The organism is Actinomadura sp. NPDC048021 (assembly GCF_040653135.1).
In the GTDB taxonomy this organism is placed as follows: Bacteria; Actinomycetota; Actinomycetes; order Streptosporangiales; family Streptosporangiaceae; genus Spirillospora; species Spirillospora verrucosospora.
In genome coordinates, this window is the sequence record NZ_JBEZJQ010000024.1 from 122,635 (window position 1) to 146,544 (window position 23,910).

At 73.5% G+C, this 23,910-nt stretch carries 17 protein-coding genes; 11 read left to right on the forward strand and 6 right to left on the reverse strand.

From position 1 onward, the window contains the following. Positions 1-28: 28 nt before the first annotated feature. Positions 29-1,759 carry a sulfatase gene (locus AB0C87_RS32410; RefSeq protein ID WP_360581005.1) on the reverse strand — a complete coding sequence of 577 codons (1,731 nt, stop codon included), beginning with the start codon at positions 1,757-1,759 and terminating at the stop codon, positions 29-31. Positions 1,760-1,884: 125 nt separating this feature from the next. On the opposite strand from AB0C87_RS32410, the gene AB0C87_RS32415 reads away from it, so the two are divergent. Continuing rightward, a complete protein-coding gene (locus tag AB0C87_RS32415; protein WP_360581007.1) occupies positions 1,885-2,490 on the forward strand; it encodes a dihydrofolate reductase family protein in 606 nt (201 codons plus the stop codon). Here the strand turns inward: AB0C87_RS32415 and AB0C87_RS32420 are convergent. From AB0C87_RS32420 to AB0C87_RS32435, 4 genes are all read right to left on the reverse strand, one after another. Beyond that, positions 2,459-3,295 carry a class II fructose-bisphosphate aldolase gene (locus AB0C87_RS32420; protein ID WP_360581009.1) on the reverse strand — a complete coding sequence of 279 codons (837 nt, stop codon included), beginning with the start codon at positions 3,293-3,295 and terminating at the stop codon, positions 2,459-2,461. The two genes, AB0C87_RS32415 and AB0C87_RS32420, sit on opposite strands and share 32 nt — an antisense overlap. Beyond that, positions 3,288-4,211 carry a hexose kinase gene (locus AB0C87_RS32425; protein ID WP_360581011.1) on the reverse strand — a complete coding sequence of 308 codons (924 nt, stop codon included), beginning with the start codon at positions 4,209-4,211 and terminating at the stop codon, positions 3,288-3,290. Before AB0C87_RS32425 ends, AB0C87_RS32420 begins: the two co-directional genes overlap by 8 nt. After that, positions 4,208-5,116, reverse strand: coding sequence for a sugar isomerase (locus AB0C87_RS32430; protein ID WP_360581012.1), 909 nt, complete (start codon positions 5,114-5,116; stop codon positions 4,208-4,210). The genes AB0C87_RS32425 and AB0C87_RS32430 overlap by 4 nt, the downstream gene beginning before the upstream one ends. 78 nt (positions 5,117-5,194) lie before the next feature. Further along, the gene (locus AB0C87_RS32435; protein ID WP_360581014.1) at positions 5,195-6,850 is read right to left on the reverse strand and encodes a hypothetical protein; all 1,656 of its coding nucleotides are present in this window, start codon (positions 6,848-6,850) and stop codon (positions 5,195-5,197) included. A 373-nt stretch (positions 6,851-7,223) separates the two neighbouring features. Here AB0C87_RS32435 and AB0C87_RS32440 point away from each other — a divergent pair, with 373 nt between their 5' ends. After that, entirely contained in the window at positions 7,224-10,184 is a 2,961-nt protein-coding gene (locus tag AB0C87_RS32440) for a tetratricopeptide repeat protein (protein ID WP_360581027.1), read from the forward strand. A gap of 132 nt (positions 10,185-10,316) precedes the next feature. Further along, positions 10,317-10,673: a hypothetical protein gene (locus tag AB0C87_RS32445; protein ID WP_360581015.1), complete on the forward strand. Its 357-nt coding sequence runs from the start codon at positions 10,317-10,319 to the stop codon at positions 10,671-10,673. A 43-nt stretch (positions 10,674-10,716) separates the two neighbouring features. On the opposite strand, the gene AB0C87_RS32450 is transcribed toward AB0C87_RS32445, so the two are convergent. Further along, positions 10,717-12,897, reverse strand: a complete 2,181-nt coding sequence (locus AB0C87_RS32450) for a discoidin domain-containing protein (protein WP_360581017.1) — start codon at positions 12,895-12,897, stop codon at positions 10,717-10,719. A gap of 319 nt (positions 12,898-13,216) precedes the next feature. Here AB0C87_RS32450 and AB0C87_RS32455 point away from each other — a divergent pair, with 319 nt between their 5' ends. From AB0C87_RS32455 to AB0C87_RS32490, 8 genes are all read left to right on the forward strand, one after another. Beyond that, positions 13,217-13,978, forward strand: coding sequence for a DeoR/GlpR family DNA-binding transcription regulator (locus AB0C87_RS32455; protein WP_345180603.1), 762 nt, complete (start codon positions 13,217-13,219; stop codon positions 13,976-13,978). Further along, complete coding sequence (locus AB0C87_RS32460) at positions 13,975-15,345, forward strand: 6-phospho-beta-glucosidase (protein ID WP_345180605.1); 1,371 nt, start codon at positions 13,975-13,977, stop codon at positions 15,343-15,345. The genes AB0C87_RS32455 and AB0C87_RS32460 overlap by 4 nt, the downstream gene beginning before the upstream one ends. Next, positions 15,342-16,538 (forward strand): carbohydrate kinase family protein, encoded by a 1,197-nt coding sequence (locus tag AB0C87_RS32465; protein WP_345180607.1) that lies wholly within the window; start codon positions 15,342-15,344, stop codon positions 16,536-16,538. Before AB0C87_RS32460 ends, AB0C87_RS32465 begins: the two co-directional genes overlap by 4 nt. 59 nt (positions 16,539-16,597) lie before the next feature. Next, positions 16,598-17,956 (forward strand): extracellular solute-binding protein, encoded by a 1,359-nt coding sequence (locus AB0C87_RS32470; RefSeq protein WP_360581019.1) that lies wholly within the window; start codon positions 16,598-16,600, stop codon positions 17,954-17,956. Positions 17,957-18,046: 90 nt separating this feature from the next. Next, positions 18,047-19,018, forward strand: a complete 972-nt coding sequence (locus AB0C87_RS32475; protein WP_353831543.1) for an ABC transporter permease subunit — start codon at positions 18,047-18,049, stop codon at positions 19,016-19,018. Beyond that, on the forward strand, positions 19,015-19,806 hold the full coding sequence (locus AB0C87_RS32480) for a carbohydrate ABC transporter permease (protein WP_345180614.1): 792 nt from the start codon (positions 19,015-19,017) through the stop codon (positions 19,804-19,806). Before AB0C87_RS32475 ends, AB0C87_RS32480 begins: the two co-directional genes overlap by 4 nt. Before the next feature lie 19 nt (positions 19,807-19,825). Then, positions 19,826-22,516, forward strand: coding sequence for a sugar-binding protein (locus AB0C87_RS32485; protein WP_360581021.1), 2,691 nt, complete (start codon positions 19,826-19,828; stop codon positions 22,514-22,516). A 158-nt stretch (positions 22,517-22,674) separates the two neighbouring features. After that, positions 22,675-23,781 carry a trypsin-like serine protease gene (locus tag AB0C87_RS32490; RefSeq protein WP_353831541.1) on the forward strand — a complete coding sequence of 369 codons (1,107 nt, stop codon included), beginning with the start codon at positions 22,675-22,677 and terminating at the stop codon, positions 23,779-23,781. Positions 23,782-23,910: the final 129 nt, after the last annotated feature.

The following is a 23,910-nucleotide window of genomic DNA, read 5'->3' on the forward strand; positions in this document are numbered from 1 at the left end:
TCCCGGGGAGCGTCCCCCCGATCTCCGTTCAGCCTCCGAACGCGGTCAAGAATCTGTCGCGGAACGCGCTCATCGGCCAGACGGGAGTATCCCTGCCGGGACGCAGGCCGTCCTGCCAGCCCCATCCGGAGATCCTGTCCAGGACGGCGCCGTCCTTCGCCACGATGGTGATCGGGACGTCCCGGCTCGCGCCCGGCCCGGTGATGAGCGGCGCGGGCTGGTGGTCGCCGAGGAAGACCAGCACGGTGTCCTTGCCGCCGTAGGTCTCCAGGTAGGAGACGAGCGTGTTCAGCGTGTACTCGATCGACGCGCGGTACTCGGCGCGGATGCGGCCGGGCGCCGGCCACGGCGCGTCGTAGCCCTTGCCCATCCCGTCGAAGATCGACCCGTCGCCGACCTGCTCCCACGGGACGAGCCGCGGGACGGACGCCCACGGGGCGTGGCTGGACACCAGCGCCGTCTCCGCCATCACCGGCGCCCGGTCCTCCTTCGCCAGTTCGGTGCGCTGGAGCGTCGACAGGGTGTACTGGTCGGGCATCGTGGCGAAGCTGAAGCGCGGGCCTCGGTAGCCGAGGTTCCGGTCGTCGTAGACCTTGTCGTAGCCGTAGAAGGACGCCTCCGGCCAGGCCCGCGTGATCGCCGGCATGAGCGCGACGGTCCGGGAGTCCGCGCGGTGGAACGCCCCGTTCAGCGTCAGCCGGTCGCTGTTCACCAGGGCGCGGTACCGCTGCTGGTTGTTCACCCACAGGCCCGACAGCAGCGTGGCGTGCGCGAGCCAGCTGCCGCCGCCCGCCGTCGAGGACGTGAGCCAGCCGCTGCGCGCGGAGAACCCCGCCTCGCGGAGCCGCCGCGTCCCCTGGTCGAGGACGGCGCCGACCTGCGGCGCGTACTGCGGGCTCTCCACGGCCGACCGCCCGTAGCTCTCCACGAACGCCAGGACGACGTCCTTGCCGCGCAGCCCGGTCAGCAGCTTGTCGGGCGGCGCGTCGCGGAACCTGTCCACGGCGGCGGCCCTGGCGAACTCCTCGCGGTCGTTCAGGCTCGTCCTGACCTGGCGCGCGTGGTCGTAGGCGAGGACCGCCGCGCTCCTGGACGCCACCGGCACCCCGTGGACGAACTGCGCCCCGAGCACGGCGCAGGCGAGCCAGACCGTTCCCAGCACGCCGGCGGCCCAGGACGCCGGCCTCCTGTGCCGGACCGCCACGCCGCTCAGACGCAGCGTCGACAGCGTCGTCAGGACGACCACGCCGACCGCCAGCGCCACCGCCAGCACGACGGCCGCGACCGCCCCCGCCTGCCCGGACGACTCCTTGACGAACTCCACGGCCGGCCCCAGCAGCGGCCAGTCCAGCACCAGGTCGAACGGCCGGACGAGCACCGCGTCGAACCCGATGTCCAGCACCTTCAGCACGAGCAGCAGCCCGAGCACCGCCCCGGCGGCCCCCGCCGCGTACCGCCTCGCCCCGGCCGGCAGCACGAGGACCAGCGCGACGCCGGCCACGCCCTCGATCGGGACGCGCGCGAACGCCCCCGGGGCCAGGAGGGCGAACTCGGCCGGCGCGACCAGCGCGACCAGCACGAGCAGGAACGCCGCGCCGGTCACCGCCCGCGCCGCGACGCGACGCCGTCGCGAGCGCTCACCGGCCTCGGGGGCGGCGGCGGGCACGTCCTCGTCTGTGATCCGCTCCAGGCGGCTGTCGGTGGTCAGGTCGTCCTCCCAGGTTCGGCCCCCCGCCGCGTATGCGACACCCCACAGCACGTCCACGCCACGGCCGCGGGTTCAAAAAAATCTCATCTCCGGGGGTCCGGGATGTCGAGAACGCGGCAGTGGGTCCGATCCACTGGTGAAAGGCGCCGCAGGGGCGCCGCCAAGGAGGCACCGCAATGAGCAAGGTCACCTGTGACATCGGGATCTCGGTCGACGGGTTCGCGGCGGGTCCGAACCAGCGCCTGGAGGAGCCGCTCGGCGACGGCGGCGAGCGGCTGCACCGGTGGATGTTCGAGGAGCAGGAGGCCAACGCCGAGGAGATCGCGAAGATCACCTCGGCCGGGGCCTACATCATGGGGCGCCACATGTTCGGCCCCGACCGCGGCCCGGCGTGGAACCCGGACTGGACGGGCTGGTGGGGCGAGGAGCCGCCCTACCACGCGCCGGTCTTCGTGCTGACGCACCACCCGCGCGAGAGCATCGTGATGAAGGGCGGCACGACGTTCCACTTCGTCACCGACGGGATCGAGTCGGCATTGGCCCGGGCGCGGGACGCGGCGGGGGACAGGGACGTCTCGATCGCCGGTGGGGCGAGCACCGTGAACCAGTACCTCGCGGCGGGCCGGATCGAGGAACTCCGCCTCCACATCGCCCCCGTCGTCCTCGGGGAGGGCGAGCGCCTGTTCGAGGGCGTCGGCGACCTGGCGCTGGAGCCGGTCGACGTGGCCCGGACGCCCCTGGTCACCCACGTCACCTACCGCGTCGGCGGCCCGCGCGGATGAGGTGCAGCAGGCGGGCGACCTCGGCGGCGACCGCGTCGCGGCCGGCGGAGACGTAGCGGCGCGGGTCGACCAGTCCGGGATCGGCGGCCAGCCGGTCCCGGACGGCGGCGGTGAACACCTTGTTCAGCTGCGTCGCGACGTTGATCTTGGTCATGCCGTGCTCGACGGCGGCGGCGAGCCCGTCGTCGGGCACCCCGGAGGACCCGTGCAGGACCAGCGGGACGGGCACCGCCGCGCGCAGACGGGCGATGAGCGCGAGATCGAGGACGGTGTCGCGGGTCAGCATCGCGTGGGACGTGCCGACCGCGACCGCCAGGGCGTCCACGCCCGTGGCGGCCACGTACCCGGCGGCCTCGTCCGGGTCGGTGCGGGCGTGCGGCGCGTGCACGCCGTCCTTCCCGCCGATCTCGCCGAGCTCCGCCTCGACCCACACCCCCTCGGCCCGGCAGCGGGCGGCGACGTCGGCGGTGCTCGCCACGTTCGCCTCGTGCGGGAGGGCGGACGCGTCGAACATCACCGACCCGAACCCGAGGGCGACCGCCTCGCGGACGAGGTCCGGCGAGGTGGCGTGGTCCAGGTGGACGACGACCGGGACGGGCGCGGCGCGGCCGAGCGCCAGCACGGCCCGCCCGATCGGGCCGAGCGCGCCGTGGTAGGCGACGCAGTTCTCGCTGATCTGCAGGACCACGGGCGCGCCCGCCCGCTCCGCCCCGGCGACGATCGCCTCGGCGTGCTCCAGCTGGATCACGTTGAACGCCCCCAGCCCGCGGCCCCGCGCGTCCGGTCCGGCGATGACGTCACTCATGGGGGCGAGCGGCATGGTTCTCCTCGGTCCGGAGGGTGACACGGGGCAGCAGCGCGGGAAGCCCGGCGGGGTCGATCTCGCCCGCGACGGGGGAGCGGACCGCGCAGGCCGCCAGCGCGACGGCGCGGCGGAGCCGGTCCGGCCAGGGCAGGCCGGCGGCGAGGCCCGCCGCCAGCCCCGCCACGAGCGCGTCCCCCGCGCCCGTCGGGTTGCCCTGGAGAGGACGGTCGAGCGCGGCGCGCAGGACGCCGTCCGGGGTCGCGGCGAGGACGCCGCCGGCGCCGAGCGAGGCGACGACCGCGCCCGCGCCCGCCTCGCGCAGCGCGCGGATCCCCGCGGCCGTGTCGCCGGTGCCGCTCGCGCGGGCGAGCTCCTCGGCGTTCGGCTTCACGACGCCGGGGCGTCCGGCGAGCCCGAGGCGCAGCGCCTCCCCGTCGGCGTCCAGGATCACCGGGCCGGGCGCCGTGCGGGCGAGCCGCGCGTAGGCGTCCGGAGGGACGCCCGGCGGCAGGCTCCCCGACAGCACGACCACGGCGGCGTCCCGGGCCAGGGACTCGAAGGCGGCCAGGAACGCGGCCCACTCCGCGCCGGTCACCTGCGGACCCGGCTCGCAGAACATCGTCGCCTCCGCGCCGACGACGGTGACCGTCCGGCGCGACTCCGCGGCGACCGGAGTGAACGACGCGGGCACGCCGAGGGAGCCGAGCCCCTCCTCGATGCGCCGCCCCGCGGCGCCTCCGGCCAGGCCGGAGGCCACGACCTCGTGCCCGAGGGCGTGCAGCACCCGGGCCACGTTGACGCCCTTGCCGCCGGGCCGCGAGTGCACCGCGGCGACCCGGTGGACCGCCCCGAGCCGCGCCTGCGGCACCTCGTAGGTGTCGTCGAGGGCGGCGTTCAGCGTGACCGTGAGGATCATGCCGCCGGGCCGCCGGGCGCGGCGTCCAGGACGACCGAGCGGGTGAGGTGCCGGGGGCGCTCGGGGTCCAGGCCCGCCGCGTCCGCCCGCGCGACCGCGAGCCGCTGCACCCGGACCAGTTCGGCGAGGGGGTCGGCGCCGGCGGCGCGCAGCAGCCCGCCGGTCGCGGCCACCTCCTCGCCGAGGCCGTCCGGGAGCCCGCCGAGCATCCACACCGCCCGGCCGGGGCCGGTGATGCTGATCGGCCCGTGCCGGTACTCCATCGCGGGGTAGGCCTCGGTCCAGAAGCACGCCGCCTCGCGCATCTTCAGGGCGGCCTCCTGCGCGAGGCCGACCGTCCAGCCGCGGCCGAGGAAGGTGATCTGCTCGACCTCCAGCAGCCCGGGCGGGAGCGGGTCGGCCACCGCGGCCTCGGCGGCGGCGATCGCGGCCCCCAGGTCCTCGCCGAGGTGCGCGCGCAGCAGCGCCAGCAGGGTGGTGGCGAACCGGGTCTGCACGACCGACTCCTCGTCGGCGAAGTCGAGCACGACCAGCCGGTCGGCGCTGCCGGCCACCGGCGTGCCCGGGTCGGCGGTGATCGCCGTCGTCGGGACCGAGCCGCCGAGCCGGTCCAGGACGGCGAGGACCTCGGTCGTCGTCCCGGACCTCGTGAGCGCCAGCACCCGGTCGTAGCGGCGGCCGGACGGCATCTCCGAGGCGGCGAACGCGTCGGTCTCCCCGTGCCCGGCCCCCTCCCGCAGCGCCGCGTACGCCTGCGCCATGTACAGGGAGGTGCCGCATCCGACGACCGCCACCCGCTCCCCGCGGGCCGGCAGCGCGTCGCGCAGCCCGTCGGCCAGCCCGGCGGCCCGCCGCCAGCACTCCGGCTGCGCGGAGATCTCGGTCATGATGCGGTTCCCGGCCATGAGCCCTCCCGAAGTCCGATCCTTCCGGGACCTTATGCTCACTTGTGCTCGAAAGTGAAGACTAAAGAGCAGAAAACATCATGAACGGTCGGGCGGTTGCAGCCGCACCACGCGGACGAAGCGCACGTCCAGGTCGTCGCCCGCGCCCGTCGCGATCCGGAAGTCGGTGCCGCCGGGGAGGCGGTTGGCGAACGCGGGCCGGGGGAGCCGGAACGTCGCGGTCTTCCACGCGCCGTCGCCCGTGCGACGCACCGCCGGCGAGCGCCCGCCCCGGTGCTCGATCCACCAGTCGCCCCTGCCGGCGTCCCGGTACGTCACCTTGATCTGCACCGGCCGGAGCCGCCCGCGCAGGAACCGGTCGTCGAGGTCGAAGTACAGGGACGTCTGCCCCCGCGCCCGGTCGGTGCGCAGTCCCTCGTAGGCGGTGCCGTTCTCCGGCCCGAGGACGCCGCTGTGGACGTCGGCGGTGGAGCGGCGGGCCCTTCCGTCGGGAGCGACGTCCCGCTGCACTAGCCAGCGTTCGAGGTTGCGCACCCACGGGCGCCCGGGCCACCGGCGGGCCCCGGTGAAAGGCCCCGTCGTGTCCTTCCAGTACGTGTCCTCGGCGTCGCGCAGTGCGGCCCACGCGTCAGGCGAATCGGAGGCGGTCTTGCCGATGCTCAACCGCACCCATCTCCAGTGCTGCGGATACTCCTTCATGTAGGAAGGGCCTGGGACCACGTAGACCCAGTTCGTCCGCAGTTGCAGCGCCTTGAGGTTCGACTGCCGGACGGCGTAGTACGGCTCGCCCGTGTGGTAGCCGCAGTCGTTGAAGCACTCGTTCTCTGTGGCGGCGACATGCCGCCCGTCATGGAGAGGCAGGGACTCGTCCACCGTCAGGTGCCCGTCGGGCTCGACGCGGCTCCCGTAGGACGGCGCCTCGCTCAGATGGAAGTTGAACACCTCGGTGATGCCGGTCCGGATGCCGAGCCCCGCGTCGACGGCCTGCCTGGCGAACAGGTCCGTCCTCGAACCCCACGGACCCCACGGGTAGTCCTCGCCGGTGAACACGAGCTTGCCGCTGTACGGCCCGAAGACGGCGGTCAGATCCCGCCAGGCGTGCCGGTACCACGACCGGTACTTCTCGAACGTCAGCCCTTGTTCCGCCGCCTTGCTGATCAGGTCGTAGTCGTACTCCGCCCACGTGAACGCGCCGGGTACGTAGACGAGCTTCAGCCGCGGGTCGGCGCGCAGGCCCTCGTCCACGAAGACCCGCTGGTAGAGCGCGAGCAGCCGCCCCCAAACGCACTCGTCCCAGAGGGGCAGGTGGTACTGCCCGTCGTAGTCGGGGCCGAGCGGCTCCACGCCGCACTGGTCCGCCACCCATTCGGGCGCCCACCGCGACCCGCTGGCGAAGATGCGGACCCAGAAGGGCCGCCGGTCCGCCAGTTGCCGGCTCAGCGGCGGGAAGTCCATGTCCTGGGCGGAGCCCGCGGTGCGGGTGTCCAGCGTTCCCGGGCCGTCCGGCTGGAGCTGGCGCCAGCTCAGGTCCAGGCTGCGCGTGCCGACGCCGAACCGCGGGGCGGCCGTCTCGGAGAACAGCCCCGAGTTCGCCGACGGACGGACCCAGCCCGGCAGCGTCCAGTCATCGCCCGGCCGCACCCGCACGCTGCCGGCCACGGCGGTCGTGGGCCCGGCGCCCGCCACCGCCGACAGGACCACCAGTCCGGCGAGAACCGCCACGATCCGTTTCACGACCCGCTGCCCGCCCCTCGTCCTTCTCTGTCTCCGCGTGCGCGTTTCCGTTCGGAAACCATGCTCATCCTTCGGGTCTGAGCATGGAAGGGCAATTCGTGACCGGACCGCCGGTCGCGCCGCCGCGTCGTTTCGGAGGGGCCCTGGCGGGCCCGCCGCTAGCGCCGCCCGGCGGTCGACCTGGCCGATCATTTCGCGTCCCCGGGTATCGGGGGGACCGAAAAACCGATCCTCGTCCCTGCCGCGTCTCATGGACGTGCCCTGCCGGGCGCTTCGGGAGACGGCGCCACGGCCGGCCAGGCGGACGGGAGCGAGCTTGCGAGACCGACCGGCGAGACGGCGGCGCCTGTGGGGGCGGCCCCGTTCCTTGGCCGTGCATCGGGTCCCGGCCGCGGCGGGGCTGACCGTCGGCCTCGGCACCTATGCCGGATTCGCCGCCCAGGTCCCGCCGTCCGCAGGAGCGGGTCCCCTCGCGCTCGGCTTGTTCAGCTCCCTCGTCACGGGCGGCGGCACGTACCTTGGGCTCCTGCACGAACGGACGCGGCGGCTGCCACCGGCCAGGGAGCCCGGCGAACCCGCCCCGCCCCGGCGCACGGTGGCGGTGTCCTACCATCCGGCCGACTCGGCGTACGCGGAGTGGGTGGCGGCCGCCGTCTCCCTCGCCACTCCCGCGCATGTCGAGATGCGCCCGTGGGGTTCGCCGCCCGCTGCTCCAGACGGGGAGACCTGGGAACTGGTCGTTCATTCCTCCACGAGCGAGATCGCCCAGCGCGGGGACGAGTCCCAGAGTGACGGCCGGGACGGCGCACGACGGATCGAGGTCCGGGTCGACTCCTGCGCGGGCGACGCGGAGGCGGACGCCATCGACATCGAAGGCATGGCGGAGAGCGCCGCGTGCGCGGTCATCGTCCGCGGGCTCGCCGCCCGCGGCGCCCTCGACGCCGCCGCCCCGGCTCCCGGACCGGACCGGTGCCCCTCCCGGCACGGGGTGCGCTTCCCCGGCGACGGCCCCCGCGTCAGCAACCTCCCTCCGCCCGACCCGGGCTTCGTCGACCGCGACGACCTGACGCGCCGCGTGCGGGCCGCCCTGACCCGCGGGCACGCGCCCGACGGCGCGACCGCCGTCGCCCTGTGGGGCCTCGGCGGCGTGGGGAAGACGGCCCTGGCCGCGGAGTACGCCCACCGCTACGGCGGGTGCTACGACATCGTGTGGTGGCTGAACGCCGAGAGCGCGGTCGAACTGCGGCACGGGCTGCTCGGGCTGGCGGCGGCGCTCGGCGTCCGCGAGCAGCCCGACGCGGACCGGGTCGTCGCCGAACTGTGGCGGACGCTGCGCGGCGACGACCGCTGGCTGCTGGTCTACGACAACGCCGACGCCGACGCCGCGCCCGGCGCCGGAGGGAGCCCGGTCCAGCACTGGCCCGCCGGCCGCGCCGGGCATGTCGTGTTCACCTCCGCGCGGTCGGACTGGGGCGGGCTGATCGATCCCGGCGGCCGCGTCGAGGTGCGTCCCATGGCGCCCGCGACGGCGGAGCGGTTCCTGCGCGAGGGGACCGGCGACGACGACCCCGAGGCGGCCCGCGAGATCGCCCGGGTGCTCGGCGGTCTGCCGCTCGCCCTCGCGCACGCCGCGGCCTACTGCCGGCAGGCCGCCGTGCCGCTGCGCACCTACCGGCGGCTGCTGGACGACTCGCTCGGCCGGGTGCTGTCGCGCTTCCGGCCCGACGACCGGGTCCAGCCGGTGTCCATGACCTGGAACCTGCTGCTCGCCCGGGCGGGGGAGCAGCTGCCGGCGGCGCTCGATCTGATGCGCCTGTGGGCGATGCTCGCCCCCGTCGGGATCCCCCGCGACCTGCTCGACCCGGCGGTGCCGCTGCCCGGCGGGCTGGCGCACCTGGCGGACGACCTCGTCGAGCACGACCTGGCCGTGCAGCGGCTGGCGCGGTACTCCCTGGTCACCGCGGAGGCGGGTCGGCTGCACGTCCACCGCCTCGTGCAGACCGCCGTCCGGCTGGACACCGAATCCGCCGAAGAGTGGCTGGAGGCCGCCGTGGCGCTGCTCGACCGGCGGTTCCCCCGCGACGTCGCGGACAGCGGCCGGTGGGGGACGTGCGCGGAGCTCCTGCCCCACGTCCTGGCCGTCCAGGCCCGCCATCGGGAGCAGGGCGACGGGGAAGACCGCCCGCCGTCCAGGACGGAGAGAGCGCTCGGCGACCTGCTCCACCGCGCCGGGTCCTACCTGATCGAACGAGCCGGCTACGCCGAGGCGCGCGAGCCGTTGGGAACGGCCCTGGCGCTGCGTGAACGCGCGTACGGACGCGGCAGCCCCCAGTGGGCGGAGACGAAGCTCCGCCAGGGCGTCCTGCTGTACAGGCTCGCGGACCTCGCCGCCGCCCGGACGGCCATGGACACGGCTCTGCGCGTCCGGGAGGAGACGGCGGGCCCCGACGATCCGGCGCTCTTCCCGTTCCTGGTGTGGCGGTGCCGCCTGCTGATCGAGTTCTCCGAGCTGGGGGAGGCCCGCCGCGCGGCCGAGCGGGCACGCCGGATCCTGGAGTCCGCCGGTGTGCCGCGCGCGGACCTGCGCCGCGTCGAGGTCGACGACCTGCGCTGCACCGTGCTGTGGCGGGGAGGCCGGGTCCGCAGCGCGCTGGAGCTGAGGCGGCGGAGCGTGGCCGTCCTGCGCGAGGCTCACGGGGACGGTGACGCCCGCACTCTCCTGGGCCTCGGACGGCTCGCCTTCGTCGAGGCCGAGATGGGAAGCCTCCTCGACGATCCCGTGATGCTGCGCCGCGCACGGGACCGCGCCGCCGGAGCCGCCGCGAACCTGGCGCGCGGCTACGGCGACGAGCACTTCGAGGTCATGGAGCAGCACAGGGCCGAGGCCACCGCGCTGTGCGCGCTGGGCGACCACGCCGCCGCCGAGCGGCTGCTGCGGCGCGTCGCCCGGGCGTTCCGGGAGAGCCTGGGCGAGCATCCCACGACGGTCGCCGCCGAGACCCTGCACGCGACGGCGCTCGCCCGCCTGGGCGAGACCGGCACCGCGGACGCGATCCTGCGGAGGGGCCGCGAGCTGTACGAGCGCCTCTACGGTCCCGGCCATCCCTACGTCGCCGAGGTGCTCGCCAGGCACGGGCCCGTCCTCGCCGCGATGGGCGACGCGGACGCCGCCGCAGGCGCCCTGGTCAGAGCGCGGCGCATCTACGAGGAGCGGTACGGGCCGGAGCACCCCAGGCTGATCCCGCTCCTCACCGGCCTGGCCGAACTCTCCGGCCGCCCGGACGAGGCCGCCGAGCTCAGAGAACGCGCCGACCGCATCCGGCGGCGCCTGTGACGACGCCTGGGAGGAACCATCAACGTCACCGAATTCGCGGACACCTTCCTGACCACCCACATCAGGGCCCAGCTCACGCTGGACGGCGAGTCCGGGTTCGCCGTCGAGGAGTACTTCGGCTCCTCGCGCGACGTGCTCGGCGACCTGTTCACCGTCTGGTACGCCGGTCCCGGCGGCCGCCAGGCGGAGTGGCGCGACCCCGGGGCGGAGCCGCTGCGCGTTCGTGACGCCGCGCGCGGCACGGTCCTTTGGGAGCGCGACCGGCGGCGGAAGCTCGACGACTTCGGGACGCTTTTCCGCGCCCAGACCGAGCCCGTCCAGCTCGTCCTTCCGGTGCTGCGCGCGGAGTCCGGCCGGAGGCTGCTCCTGGACGGCACGCACCGCGCGGTCGCCGCCTACGGTGTCGGCGCGCCGGTCACCCTGTTCGTCTTCGCGCTGCGGGGCCCAGCGGGCCCGGAGATGCTGCCCGACCTCGTCCACCACCTCTGACACTGCGGGCCGCTCGGAGGCGGGCCCGCAGTGTCAGAGCGGATCAGGGATAAGCGACCACGTTGGCCGGGACCGTGCCGGCGCCGGACGCCTCCGGGCCCGTGTCGTTGACGACGTGCCGGATGACCCCGTTGCCGCCCAGCGAGACCGTGAGCAGGTCGTGGAACCGCACGCCCGGCCGGTCCGGGACCTCGAAGCCGCGCGCCGCCACGATCGACGGGTCGACGTTGAAGTAGCAGTAGCTGCCAAGTCCCCAGCCCTCGTGCGCGGTGACGGAGTCCGCGACCTTGTAGGCGGCGTAGCCGCCGGGGGAGTCGCTCCGCCAGGCGGACTGGTTCGGCGGGTCGTACGGCATCTCGTTCTGGAAGAAGACCGTTCTGCCGCGCTCGCCGTTCCAGACGAGCTGGTACTTCTGGTAGTGCTCGACGAACAGCCCGTAGGCGGTGACGTCGTCGCCGTTGACGACCACGCCGTTGGCGGCGGTGTTGACCGTCCAGCCGACGCCGCTCCCGTGGTCGGCGCGCCACGCCCAGATGTGGTCGAGCAGGGCGTCGTCGCTGTTCACCACCAGGCTCGTGGCCGCCTTCCCCGGCCCGGCGCCGCCGATCCTGAAGAAGACGTCCTGCACCGAGGCGGGGTCGCCGGAGTGGTCGGCGCCCGCGCCGTCGGGGCCGAGCCGGAGCAGCACCGGCGATTCGGCCGTCCCGGCGTCGAACAGCATCCCGGCCAGCTTGACGCCGTCGACGTCGGCCACGCTCATCGCCGCCGCGCCGCTGTCGGGGACGAGGGTCGGGTACCCGATGCCGAGCACCACCGTGTCCGGACGCGTGACGTTGATCGTCTGCCCCAGGTGGTAGACGCCGGGGGTGAGCAGCAGGTTGAGGCCCTGCCCCAGCGCGGCGTTGATGGTGGCGGCCGAGTCGCCCGGCCTGGCCACGTAGAACCGCGACAGCGGGATGGACGAGCCGGGCGTGGAGCCGCCTGCCCAGGTCGTCCCGCGCGAGTCGCGCCGCAGCGCCGGGACGAAGACGCTGTACGCCCCGGACGCGTCGACGTACAGGTAGGGCTTCTCCCTGGTCACGGGGCTGGTGTTCAGGGTGGTGTAGGGCGGGTTCGGGAAGCTCTGGGCGGGCGCCCCCTCGACGCCGGAGAACACCATGTTCCACACGCCGTTGAGGTTGCCGCCGATCCGGCTGTCGCGCGTCAGCCACTGCTGCTGCGAGTACGGCTGCACCTGGCCGTCCACCTTGGAGTCGGCGATATAGCCGCCGCTGGCCCAGCCGTAGCCGGTGGGGGCGAGGTTCAGGTCGCCGCGCACGTGGATGCGCCGGAACGGCGCGGCCTGCGCCACCGCCCACCGGTCCGACCCGCCGGACGGCGTGATCGACAGGTTCTCGGCCGACCGCCAGAAGTTCTGCGTGGCGTTGCCGCCGAACCACCCCGCGTCCACGGTGACGCCGCCGTTGACGGTGACGTCGTCGGGATCGCGGCCGAGGCCGGCGATGGAGGTGTAGAAGCCGATGCGGGCGTTGACGTTGTAGCCGCCCGGTTTGAACAGCAGCGCGTACCGGGCCGTCCCGAACTGGTTGCTCTCCTGCTCCCGGAAGACCGCGTCGATCCGGCTCTGGACGTCGGACGCGCTCATGGACGGGTCGAACACCAGGACGTTGGGCCCGAGGTCGCCCCCGCCGGGGAGCGTGCCGCCGCCGGAGCCGGTGTGCACGGCAAGCCCGAACAGCGAGTATCCCCACTGCGTGGCGCGGGCCGTGCCGTACACGCGGACGTAGCGGCCCTTGCCGGCGACATTGACCGTCTGGGTTCCGCCGGTGCCGTTCGCGGTGGAGAAGATCGAGGTCCAGCCGGTGGCGTTGTCGGATACCTCGATCTGGAAGGCCGTGGCGTAGGCGCTCTCCCAGGCGAGGACGATCTGGCAGACCTCCTGGACGGTGCCGAGGTCGACCTGGATCCATTGCGGATCGCCGAAGGCGCTCGACCAGCGGGTCGCGGGATCGCCGTCGACGGCGGCGGAGGCGGGGAAGGACGCGTTCTCGGTGGACGAGGCGGTCGCGGGCCGGTTCAGTGCCGCGTCCGACGAGCCGCAGGCCGCCGCCGCTGCGGCACGTCCGGCCGGTGCGGGAACGGCGAGCGCGACGGCGAGCAGCAGGGTGAAGACGGCGGCCGGCCAGGCTCTCCTGGACGGCTCTCGGGGTGGGACGGGATGCATGCGCATCTCCTTCGCGTGGGGGGTGAGCGGGGGCCCTTAGAGCACGCGCGTTATTTCACATCATGATTTAAGGTCGAAATTATGCACGGGTCAAAAGCCCTTTTTGTCTCGGTTTGACCCTTCGTCCTGACAACCGGCGCGCCGCCCCGGACGCTCCGGCCCCGATGCCTGTGGAACGTTCCGGGCCCTCGACAGCCACCGCTGACTTCACTGGGCCCCTGACCGGATCCGCGCACGTCAGAGAAGTGAATGACGGACTTCGCGCAGGTTTCCGCCGGGGTGATGACGGATGTCGAGCAGCGGTGTTACGTTCCACCGCGTGACATCGAGCATCCGACGGGCGCAGATCGTGTCGTCCCTGCGTGCCAAGGGCGCCGCCTCCGTGCGGGAGCTGGCCGAGACCCTCCAGGTCAGCGAGTCCACGATCCGCCGCGACCTCGACGTGCTCGACCGCAACGGCGAGCTGCTGCGCACCTACGGGGGAGCGGCGCTCTCCCCGCGCCCGGCGGCGCCGGAGATCTCGTTCGCGGCGTCGGCCGAGCACGACAGCGCCGAGAAGGCGGCGGTCGCGGAACGGGCGGCGGAGCTGGTGGAGGACGACATGGTCGTGGTCCTCGACATCGGCACCAGCACCCGGCTCCTCGCCCGGCACCTGCGCGGGCGTCCCGTCACCGTCATCACCGCCAACCTGGCCGTGCTGGACGAACTGCGCGACGACGACGCCGTCCGGCTGTGCCTGCTCGGCGGCGTCGTGCGGCGCAACTACCTCTCGCTCGTCGGCTCGCTCACCGAGACCGCGCTCCGCCAGGTCCGTGCCGACCTGGTGTTCCTGAGCTGCACCGGGGTGCGGCCCGACGGCCACGTCATGGACGACATGGAGGTCGAGACGCCGATCAAGCAGGCGATGCTGGAGTCGGCGGACCGGGTGGTGCTGGTCGCCTCCGAGGCGAAGTTCCCCGGCACCGGCTCGCTGCGGGTGTGCTCGCTCGACCGCGTCGACGCACTGGTCACGACGGCCGGGGCCGACCCCCGGACTCTGGAGGTCTGCCGGGAGGCGGGCGGAAAGGTGTACATCGCATGAAGCTGGCCATTCTCGGCGGTGGCGGGTTCCGGGTGCCCTACGTGTACCAGGCCCTGCTGCGCGACCCAGGCTCCCCGCGCATCGAGGAGGTCTGGCTGCAGGACTCCGACGCCGGCCGGCTGGCGGGGATGGCGGAGGTCCTCGCGGCCCTCGCCGGCGGAGCCGAGGACGCGCCGCGCGTCTTCACCAGCACCGGGCTCGACGAGGCGCTGGAAGGCGCCGACTTCGTCTTCGCCGCCGTCCGGGTGGGCGGCCTGCGGGGGCGGGTGTGCGACGAGCGCGTGGCGCTGGACCTGAACGTGCTCGGCCAGGAGACCACCGGCCCCGGCGGCATCGCCTACGGGCTGCGCACCATCCCCGTGATGCTCGACATCGCGCATCGCGTGAAGGCGCTCGCGCCGGACGCCTACGTCATCAACTTCACCAACCCCGCCGGGATGATCACCGAGGCGATGCAGGGCGTCCTCGGCGACCGGGTGCTCGGGATCTGCGACACCCCGTCCGGCCTCGGCATGCGGGTGGCCGCCGCGCTCGGCCTGGACCCGGACCGGATCCGGCTCGACTACGTCGGCCTGAACCACCTCGGCTGGATGCGCCGCGTCCTGCACGACGGCGAGGACGTCCTGCCCCGCCTGCTGGCCGACGACGACCTGCTCGGGAACCTGGAGGAGGGCGTCGTCTTCGGCCGCGAGTGGCTGCGCGACCTCGGCCTCATCCCCAACGAGTACCTGTACTACTACTACTTCAACCGGGAGGCGGTCCGCGCCACCCTGGACGCGCCGCAGACGCGCGGCGAGTTCCTGCTCAAGCAGCAGGAGGCGTTCTACGAGCGGATCGCGGCGGCGTCCGGCGGCGCGGCCATGGAGCTGTGGCGCGAGACGGTCGCCTCCCGCAGCGCGAGCTACATGGCCGAGATGAAGGGCGCCCGGACCGGCGAGGCGCTCGACGACCACTCCGGCATCGACCCCGCCGAGGAGGGCTACGCCAGGGTCGCGCTGAACGTGATGGCCGCGATCAGCCGCGACGAGCCCGCCAGCATGATCCTCAACGTGCGGAACGGTGAGACCGTCACCGCGCTGCCCCCGGACGCGGTCGTCGAGGTGCCCGTCACCGTCGACGCCCGCGGCGTGCACCCGCTTCCCCTCGACCAGCCCGACCTCCACCAGGCCGGGCTCATGCAGCAGGTCAAGGCCGTCGAGCGGCTGACCGTCGGCGCGGCCGTGACCGGTTCGCGGACCGAGGCCGCCAAGGCCTTCGCCCTGCACCCCCTGGTCGACTCGGCGCGGATCGGCCGGCAGCTGCTCGACGGCTACATCGACCGGATCCCCGAGGTCGCCGCCGTCTTCTCCCGTGAGGAGTCGTCATGACAGTGGAAATCCTGGACGGGAGCCCGCCCGTGGACCGTCCCGCGACCGGCGAGGCCGCGGCCCCCGGGCAGCCGCCCGAGCCCTCCCTGGCCGACCCGTGCACCGAGCGCGTCCCGGCGGGCGAGCTGCTGCGCGGCGGGGACGACCCCGGCCCGGCGCCCGGGCTGGACGTCTTCCTGAGCGGCCAGGTCTTCATGGACATGATCTTCACCGGGCTGCCGGGGCTGCCGCCGCCCGGGACCGAGATGTTCACCGAGGGGCTCGGCTCGGCGCCCGGCGGCGCCGCCAACATCGCGGTGGCGATGAGCCGGCTCGGCCTGCGGGTCGGGCTCGCGGCCCCGTTCGGCGACGACATGTTCGGCTCCTACCTGTGGCGGACGCTCGCCGAGCAGGAGGGCATCGACCTCGGGCACTCCCGCCGCATCAAGGGCTGGCCCACCCCGGTCACGGTGTCGCTCGCCTACGACTCCGACCGCAGCATGGTCACCTACGCCAGGCCCCTGCCGGACCTCGATCCCGGCGAGACGGGCGACGCGGAGGCGGTGCTCGGCTCCCCGCCGCCGGCCGCGCGCGCCTGCTTCGTCGACATCGAGCATCCGGTGCCGGGCTGGGCGAAGGAGATGCGCCGGGCGGGCGCCGCGGTGTTCGCCGACATCGGCTGGGACGCCACCGAGACGTGGTCCAGCGAGGTCCTCGACCGGCTGGAGCACGTGGACGTGTTCCTGCCCAACGCCGTCGAGGCCATGGCCTACACCCGCACGACCACCCCGGAGGACGCGGCCCGCGCCCTTTCCGGGCGGGTCCCGGTCGTCGTCGTCAAGCGCGGCGGCGCGGGCGCCATCGCGATCGACTCGGCGACCGGCGAGGTCGCCGAGACCGATGCCCTGCCGGTGCGGCCGCTCGACGCGACCGGAGCGGGCGACGTGTTCGGCGCCGGGTTCCTGTTCGGGACGCTCGCCGGCCTCCCGCTCGCGGAGCGGCTGCGGTTCGCCAACCTGTGCGCGGGCCTGTCGGTCCGGCACCGCAGCGGCTCGCTCGGCGCACCGTGCTGGGGGGAGATCGCCGCGTTCGGCGAGTCCGGCGAGGTGCCCGAGTCCGCCCTCGAACCGTACGCCTTCGTCGTCGACTTCATCCCCGACTCGGCGACCGACACGGTCGTCCGGGCCGAACCCACCCTCCGGGCCGACCACTAGCGCGCCGTCCCCGACCGACGCGGACGCAGCAGGACAGAAAGCAATAGGGAGCCGTAGCAATGCCGACACTGACGAGGCGAGGAGCGGCCGCGGCGGCCGCGGCCCTCGCGACCCTGCTCGCGGCGGCGTGCGCCCCGGGCTCGTCCGGCGACAAGCCGGAGAGCAAGGCGCCCGCCGCGGTGAGCACCGACGTGGCCAAGGCCGGGAACGTGACCCTCACCGTCTGGGACCAGGAGGTCCAGGGCGGGCAGAAGAAGCAGATCGAGGAGCTGAACAAGCGCTTCGAGGCCAAGTACCCCAACGTGAAGATCAAGCGGGTGTCGCGGTCGTTCAGCGACCTGCAGAAGACGCTCCGGCTCGCGCTGTCGGGCGGCAGCCCGCCCGACGTCGTGGAGGCCAACCAGGGCTACGCGTCCATGGCGCAGTACGTCAAGGCCGGGATGCTCCTCCCGCTCGACTCCTACGACCAGGTCTACGGGTGGCGCAAGCGCTACCCCAAGGGCCTGACCGACCTGAACAGCGTCACCCAGGACGGCAAGCTCATCGGGTCCGGCAACCTGTACGGCGTCTCGCTGAACGGCGAGATCGTCGGGCTCTACTACAACAAGGAGAAGCTCGCCAAGCTCGGCGTGCAGCCCCCGAAGAGCTGGGCGGAGTTCGACCAGGCCCTGGCCACGGCCAAGGGCAAGGGCGAGGTCCCGATCGCGTTCGGCAACCTGGAGAAGCTGCCCGCGATGCAGCTGTACGGCATCCTCCAGGACGGCGTCGCCGAGAAGGAGGCCGTCCGCAAGCTCGTGTTCGGCAGCGGCGGCTCCTGGACGGACGCCCCGAACGTCCAGGCGGCGCAGAAGCTCGGCGACTGGTCGAAGAAGGGCTACTTCACCAAGGACGCCAACGCCGTCAAGTGGGACGACACCCCCGTCAACTTCGCCAAGGGCGACGGCGTGTTCATGTTCGGCGGCACCTGGTGGGCCTCCGAGCTCAACGACAAGATGAAGGACAAGGTCGGCTTCATGCTGCCGCCCCCGGCGCAGGCCGGGTCGCCGTCGGCGACGATGGGCGGCGAGAGCCTGCCCTGGTCGATCACGTCCAAGAGCAAGAACCCGGACGTCGCCGCCGCCTACATCAACTTCATCACCTCCCCGGAGGCGATGGACGTCTCGGTCGAGACCGGCAACCTGCCGGCGCTCGCCGCGCCCTCCAAGCAGCCGGCCGGGCCGCTGCTGAAGGAGGTCGCGACGGCGTGGGGCGAGCTGAGCAAGAACGACGGCATCACCCCGTACCTCGACTACGCGACGCCGACCTTCGCCGACGCGTTCGGCGGTCCGCTGCAGGAGCTCGTCGCCGGGCGCAAGCCGGCCGACGAGGTCATGAAGGCGGCCCAGGACGACTATTCCGCCTTCCAGAAGAAGAAGTAGGGATCGGCCTTACCCGCCCCCGGCCGCGCCTCGCCTGCGGCGCGGCCGGGGAGCGGGACGGCGCCGGACGCACGACCAAGGAGCCCGCACATGACGACCGTCGCGCGGCGTAAGACCCCCAAGTCCAGGCGCGAGGCATCGGCCCCGCGCGCGGCACGGCGGCAGGGACGCGCCCTCTCCGGGTCCCCCGGGGAGCCAGGCCGGATCGGCTGGCTCTACGCCCTGCCCGCCCTGCTGGTCTACGGCGCGTTCCTGCTGTGGCCGCTGGCGCGGGGGGCGCAGTTCTCCCTCTACCACTGGGACGGCCTGGGCGAGGCGACGTGGGCTGGGTTCTCCAACTACACCGCCACATGGACCGACCCGTCGCTGCGCGGCGCGTTCGGGCACCTGCTCGTCCTCATCCTGTTCTACTCGGTGCTGCCGTGCTGCATCGCGTTCGTGCTGGTCGCGGCCATGTCGCGGACGAAGGTCCGCGGCCTGACGTTCTTCCGGACGGTGCTGTTCCTGCCGCAGGTCGTCGCGATGGTGGCGGTGGCCGTGGCATGGCAGTGGGTGTACTCCGCGGACGGGCCGGTCAACACGGTCCTCGGCTGGCTGCACGCCGTCGGCCTGCCGGACTGGCGGCGCGGCTGGTTCGGCGACTTCACCTTCGCCCTGCCCGCGGTCGGGGCCGTCGGGACGTGGGTGGGGATCGGCCTGGCGATGGTGCTGTTCCTCGCCGGGGTGCAGAAGATCCCGCGGGAGCTGTACGAGGCCGCGCGGATCGACGGCGCCGGGGCCGTCCGCGAGTTCTTCGCCGTCACCCTGCCCGGGCTGCGGCGCGAGCTGGCGGTGGCGCTCACGCTGACGACCATCATGGCGATCCGCAACTTCGACCTCATCTACATGGCCACCGCCGGAGGGCCGGGCGACGCGACGAAGGTCCCCGCCTACGAGGTCTACAACCGCACGTTCAACACCGGTGAGGTCGGCCTCGGCTGCGCGATCGGCGTCACGCTGGCGGTGCTGGCGTTCGCCGTCACGGCCGGCGTCCGGCGGCTCGTGGAAGGGAAGGACGCATGAACGTCCGGGCGGAACGGTTCGTCAACCACGCGATCCTCGTCGTCTTCTCGGTCATCGCGGTGTTCCCGATGGTCGGGGTCGTCGCGCAGGCCCTCCAGCTGCCGCACGCGGACCTGTCCACGTTCGGCACGGCCTGGCGCGAGGGCCATTTCGCCACCTACCTGCGCAACAGCGTCATCGTCACCGTCGTCACCGTCGTCACGGCCGCGGTGCTGTCGATCATGGCGGGCTACGCGCTCGGCACCATGCGGTTCCGCGGCTCCGGCGTGCTGTTCCTGGTGTTCGTGGCCGGGCTGACGATCCCGACCGAGGCCATCGTCGTCCCGCTGTACTTCGACCTGAGGTCGGCCGGGCTCGACAACACCTACGCCGGGCTCATCCTCCCGCAGGTGGCCATGTCGGTGGCGTTCGGCACGTTCTGGATGCGCGCCTACTTCCGCAGCGTCCCCCGGTCGCTGCTGGAGGCGGCGCGCCTCGACGGAGCGTCCGGCTGGACGACGCTGTGGCGCGTGCTCGTGCCGGTCGGCCGCCCGGCCATCCTCACCATGGTGCTGCTGACCACCATGTGGACCTGGAACGAGTTCCTGCTCCCGCTGGTCATCGTCAACTCGGACGAGGGGCTGCGCACCGCGCCGCTCGGGCTGTCCTTCTTCCAGGGCACCCACAAGACCGACTACTCACTGCTCATGGCGGGCGCGCTGATCATCGCCGCGCCCATCGTGATCGTTTATGTCTTCCTGCAGCGCCAGTTCATCGCAGGAATGCTCTCGGGGGCCGTCAAGGAGTAGGGAAAGAACAGGAGAGTTCATGCGAAGACTCGCCCTACCCGCAGTCCTGTCCGCCGCGCTCGCGGCCATGTCCGTCGCCTTCGCGGGCCCGCCCGCGCAGGCGGCCGGCCCGGGCGGGTCCGGTTCCGCCGACGGCCGGCTCGACGTCCTGTTCGTCGGGGCGCACCCCGACGACGAGGCCGGCGCACTGTCGACGCTCGGACAGTGGAACGAGTACGACAAGGCGAAGATCGGCGTCCTCACCGTCACCCGCGGCGAGGGCGGCGGCAACGCCTCCGGCACCGAGGAGGGCCCGGCACTCGGGCTGCTCCGCGAGAACGAGGAGCGGCGCGCCGTCGGCAAGGCCGGCGTCAACGACATCCACTACCTGGACAAGGTCGACTTCTACTACACGGTGAGCACGCCGCTCACCGCCGAGACCTGGGACCACGACAAGACCCTGGAGAAGGTCGTCCGGCTCGTCCGCGAGACGCGGCCGAAGGTGATCGTCACCATGGTCCCCGCCCCGCTTCCGGGCCAGCACGGCAACCACCAGCAGGCCGCGCGGCTCGCGACCGAGGCCTACTTCGCCGCCGCCGACCCGAAGGCCTACCCCGCGCAGCTCGGCGGCGAGGGGCTGAGCACCTGGGCGCCGGGACGCCTGTTCCAGACCGGCGGCGCGTCGGGGCCGGTCGGCTCCGGCTGCGCCGCCAAGGGGACGCCGTCCGCCGCGGCGTCGCTCGCCTACGGGGTGTGGGGAGGACGCGCGTCCGCCCGCAACGGCGGCAAGACGTGGGCGCAGGTCGAGCGCGAGGCCCAGCGGACGTACGTCAGCCAGGGCTGGGGCGGGTTCCCGGACGTCCCGTCCGATCCGGCCCAGATCGGCTGCGACTACTTCCGGCAGATCCACAGCCGGGTCCCGTTCACGCTCGGCAACACCGACCCGTCCGCGATGCTCGAAGGCGCGGTGGTGCCCGCGAAGGGCGGCCTCCCGCTCGGCAGCCGGTTCTGGCTGACGACGGACGCGTTCGGCGTGACCGCGGGACGCGCCTTCAAGGTGACCGCGCACGCGAGCTCGCCCGAGCGGCTCCGGGCGGCGAAGGCGTCGCTCGCGGTCCCCACGGGTTGGAACGTGACAGGTTCCGGTGACCTGGGGACGGTCGGCGGAGCCGAGCGCACCGCGACCTTCACCGTCACGCCCCCGGCCGGCGTCAAGGCCGGGCGCGCGCAGCTCTCGGCGACGCTGGCCGGCGGCTCGGCCACCGGCCAGACGGCCACGTCCGTGGAGGTCCAGCCCGCCGTCACCGGCGTCCTGGAACCGCTGCCCCGCGTCTCGGACTTCGACACCTGGGCGGGCAAGACGGGCGTTCCCGCACTGACGGGGCAGGTGAAGCGGGTGCTCACGCTGGCGTCCGGCGCGTCCCGGCAGGTGCGCGTGGACCTGTCCAACACGACCGCCTCGGCGCAGTCCGGCACGGTCAAACTGACCCTGCCCGCGGGCTTCGCCGCCGACGCCGCGTCCAAGCCCTACTCCCTCGACGCGGGCAAGACGGGCTCGGCCACCTTCACCGTCACCAACACCGACACGTCGCTGCCCACCTCCAACCAGGGCGGGACCGACGGCGACTACGACCTGACCATCACCACGACCTCCTCCTCGGGCGACGCCGACGTGCAGAACGGCGCCCTGGAACTGGTCCCGACGGCCGAACTGCCGAAGGCGTCCACCGCGCCCGCGGTCGACGGCAAGGAGTCGCCCGGCGAGTACCCGGGGCCCGAGCTGAACCTGTCCCGGCGCTGGGAGGGGACGGCCTGCGAGTCCGCCGACGACTGCTCGGCCACCGGCAAGGTCACCTGGACCGACAAGGCGCTGCACGTGCTGGTCAAGGTCCGCGACGACAAGCAGGGCACGGTGCTCGGCGCCGACGACTGCAAGCGGCACTGGCGCACCGACTCGGTCGAGATCGGGATCGACCCGCGCGGCGACTCCGAGAACACCTCCACCACGTTCAAGACCGGCATCTTCCCGAAGATGTCGGACGGGAAGCCGTGCTTCGAACGCGACGCGGACGCTCGCCAGGGCCCCGGCGAGGAGACCGCGCCCGGCATGCGGGTCGCCTCGACGGTCGCTGACCCCTACGACGGGTACGTCGTCGAGGCGGAGATCCCGTTCACCGCGCTGCCGACCGCGGTGGACCCGCGGCGCATGGGCCTGAACGTCTTCGTCTACGACTCCGACACCCAGGACAAGACCGGCCAGACCCGGATCGGCTGGTCGACCTGGAACGGTGTCCAGGGCGACCCGTACCGGTGGGGCCTGGTGTCCCTGCCCGGCCACACCCCGCCCTCGGGCATGCCGACCACGCCCCCGCCGCCGGTCATGCCGACCGACGCGACGCGGTCGGTGAACGCGCCTGAGTCGATCATCCAGGCCGTGCGCACGGGCGTCCCGCTCGCCGCCGGTCCCGCGGCGCCGCGCTCGGACACGGCGAAGATCGTGGGACGGCCGGCGGTCTCCGGCGGCTCGACCACCGTCAGGCTCCTGGCGACCGGGCCGGGCACCGCGCACGTCCACGTGTGGGACGGCAAGCTGCTCGGCACCAAGGAGGTCCGGATCCGCGGTGCGGGCACCACCACCGTGACCGTGCCGGGCGCGACCGGCACCCTCACCGTGGCCTTCGAGGCGGCGAAGGGAGGAACGGCGAGCGGCGCCGTCCGCCTGGGCGGCTGATCATGCCCCGCCGGGCCGGGGGAGCGGACGCGCCCCCCGGCCCGGCGGCATGCCGGACGGAATCCGGGCCGCGTTGAACTCCGTCCCGCCGGGGCGCGTATCCCCACGCGTAGATCGACACCCCGGAACCGGGAGGGTTCATGAGGCGCCGGAAGAGCGTGAGGAACAGTCGGCTGCGCACCGCGGTCGCGACGACCGCGGTGGCGGCCGGATCCGCCGGGCTCCTGGCCGGCTCGCTGTACGTCGTGCACGCCGAGGGACGGTCCGGCGGCCAGGAGGCCAGGCTCGCGGGCGACGCCCGCGCCGGGCGGCCCGCCACCGGGCAGGCCGCCGCGAAGGCCGCCCGGATCGCCGGCCGTCTCGGCGACCGCACGACCGGCGCCTACGTCGACCCGTCGGGACGCCCCGTCGTCACGGTCACGAACGCCACCGACGCCGCCGCGGTACGCGCCGCGGGGGCCGTCCCGAAGATGGCGGAGCGCAGCCCGGCGGCCCTCAGGAGAGTGACCGGCGCCCTGCGCAGCGCGTTCTCGGACATCCCCGGCACCGGATGGGCAGTGGATCCCGCGACATCCAAGGTCACGGTGTGGACGGACGACACGGTCACCGGCGCGCGGATGGCTGCCGTCCAGCGCACCGCGCGCCGGATGGGGGCGGCGGTCCGGATGGTCCGCATCCCGGGCAGCCTGCACACGCTCGCCCTCGGCGGCGACGCGATCTTCGGCCAGGGGGCGCGCTGCTCGCTCGGCTTCAACGTCGAGCGCGGCGGGCAGGGCTTCTTCCTCACCGCCGGGCACTGCGGCAACGAGGTGCGGACCTGGGCCGCCGACCAGCAGGGCGCCGAGACGCTCGGAACGACGGTGGACAGCGACTTCCCCGGCAACGACTTCGCGCTCGTCGAGACCGAGCAGGGCGCCGCGGGCCAGAGCGCGGTCGACCTCTACAACGGCCGGGCGCAGCCGATCACCGAGGCCGGCGAGGCCGTGGTCGGCCAGCGCGTGTTCCGCAGTGGCAGCACGACCGGCGTCCACTCCGGCAGCGTGACCGCGACGGGCGCCACCGTGAACTTCGCGGAGGGAACGGTCACCGGAATGATCCAGACGACGGTGTGCGCGGAGCCGGGCGACAGCGGAGGCCCCCTGTTCGCCGGCGGCACCGCGCTCGGCCTCACCTCCGGAGGCTCCGGCGACTGCCGGACCGGCGGCGTCACCTTCTTCCAGCCCGTCACCGAGGCCCTCCAGGTCTTCGGGGCCCGGATCGGTTGACAGCATCGGGGGGGGGGTTGGGGGGGGGGGGGGGGCCGCGGGGGGGGGGGGGGGCGCGGCCCCCCCGAAAGATAAGGTGCGGCCGGTGATAAAAGAAGAAATTTTTGGGTTAAAATAATATATGGAGAT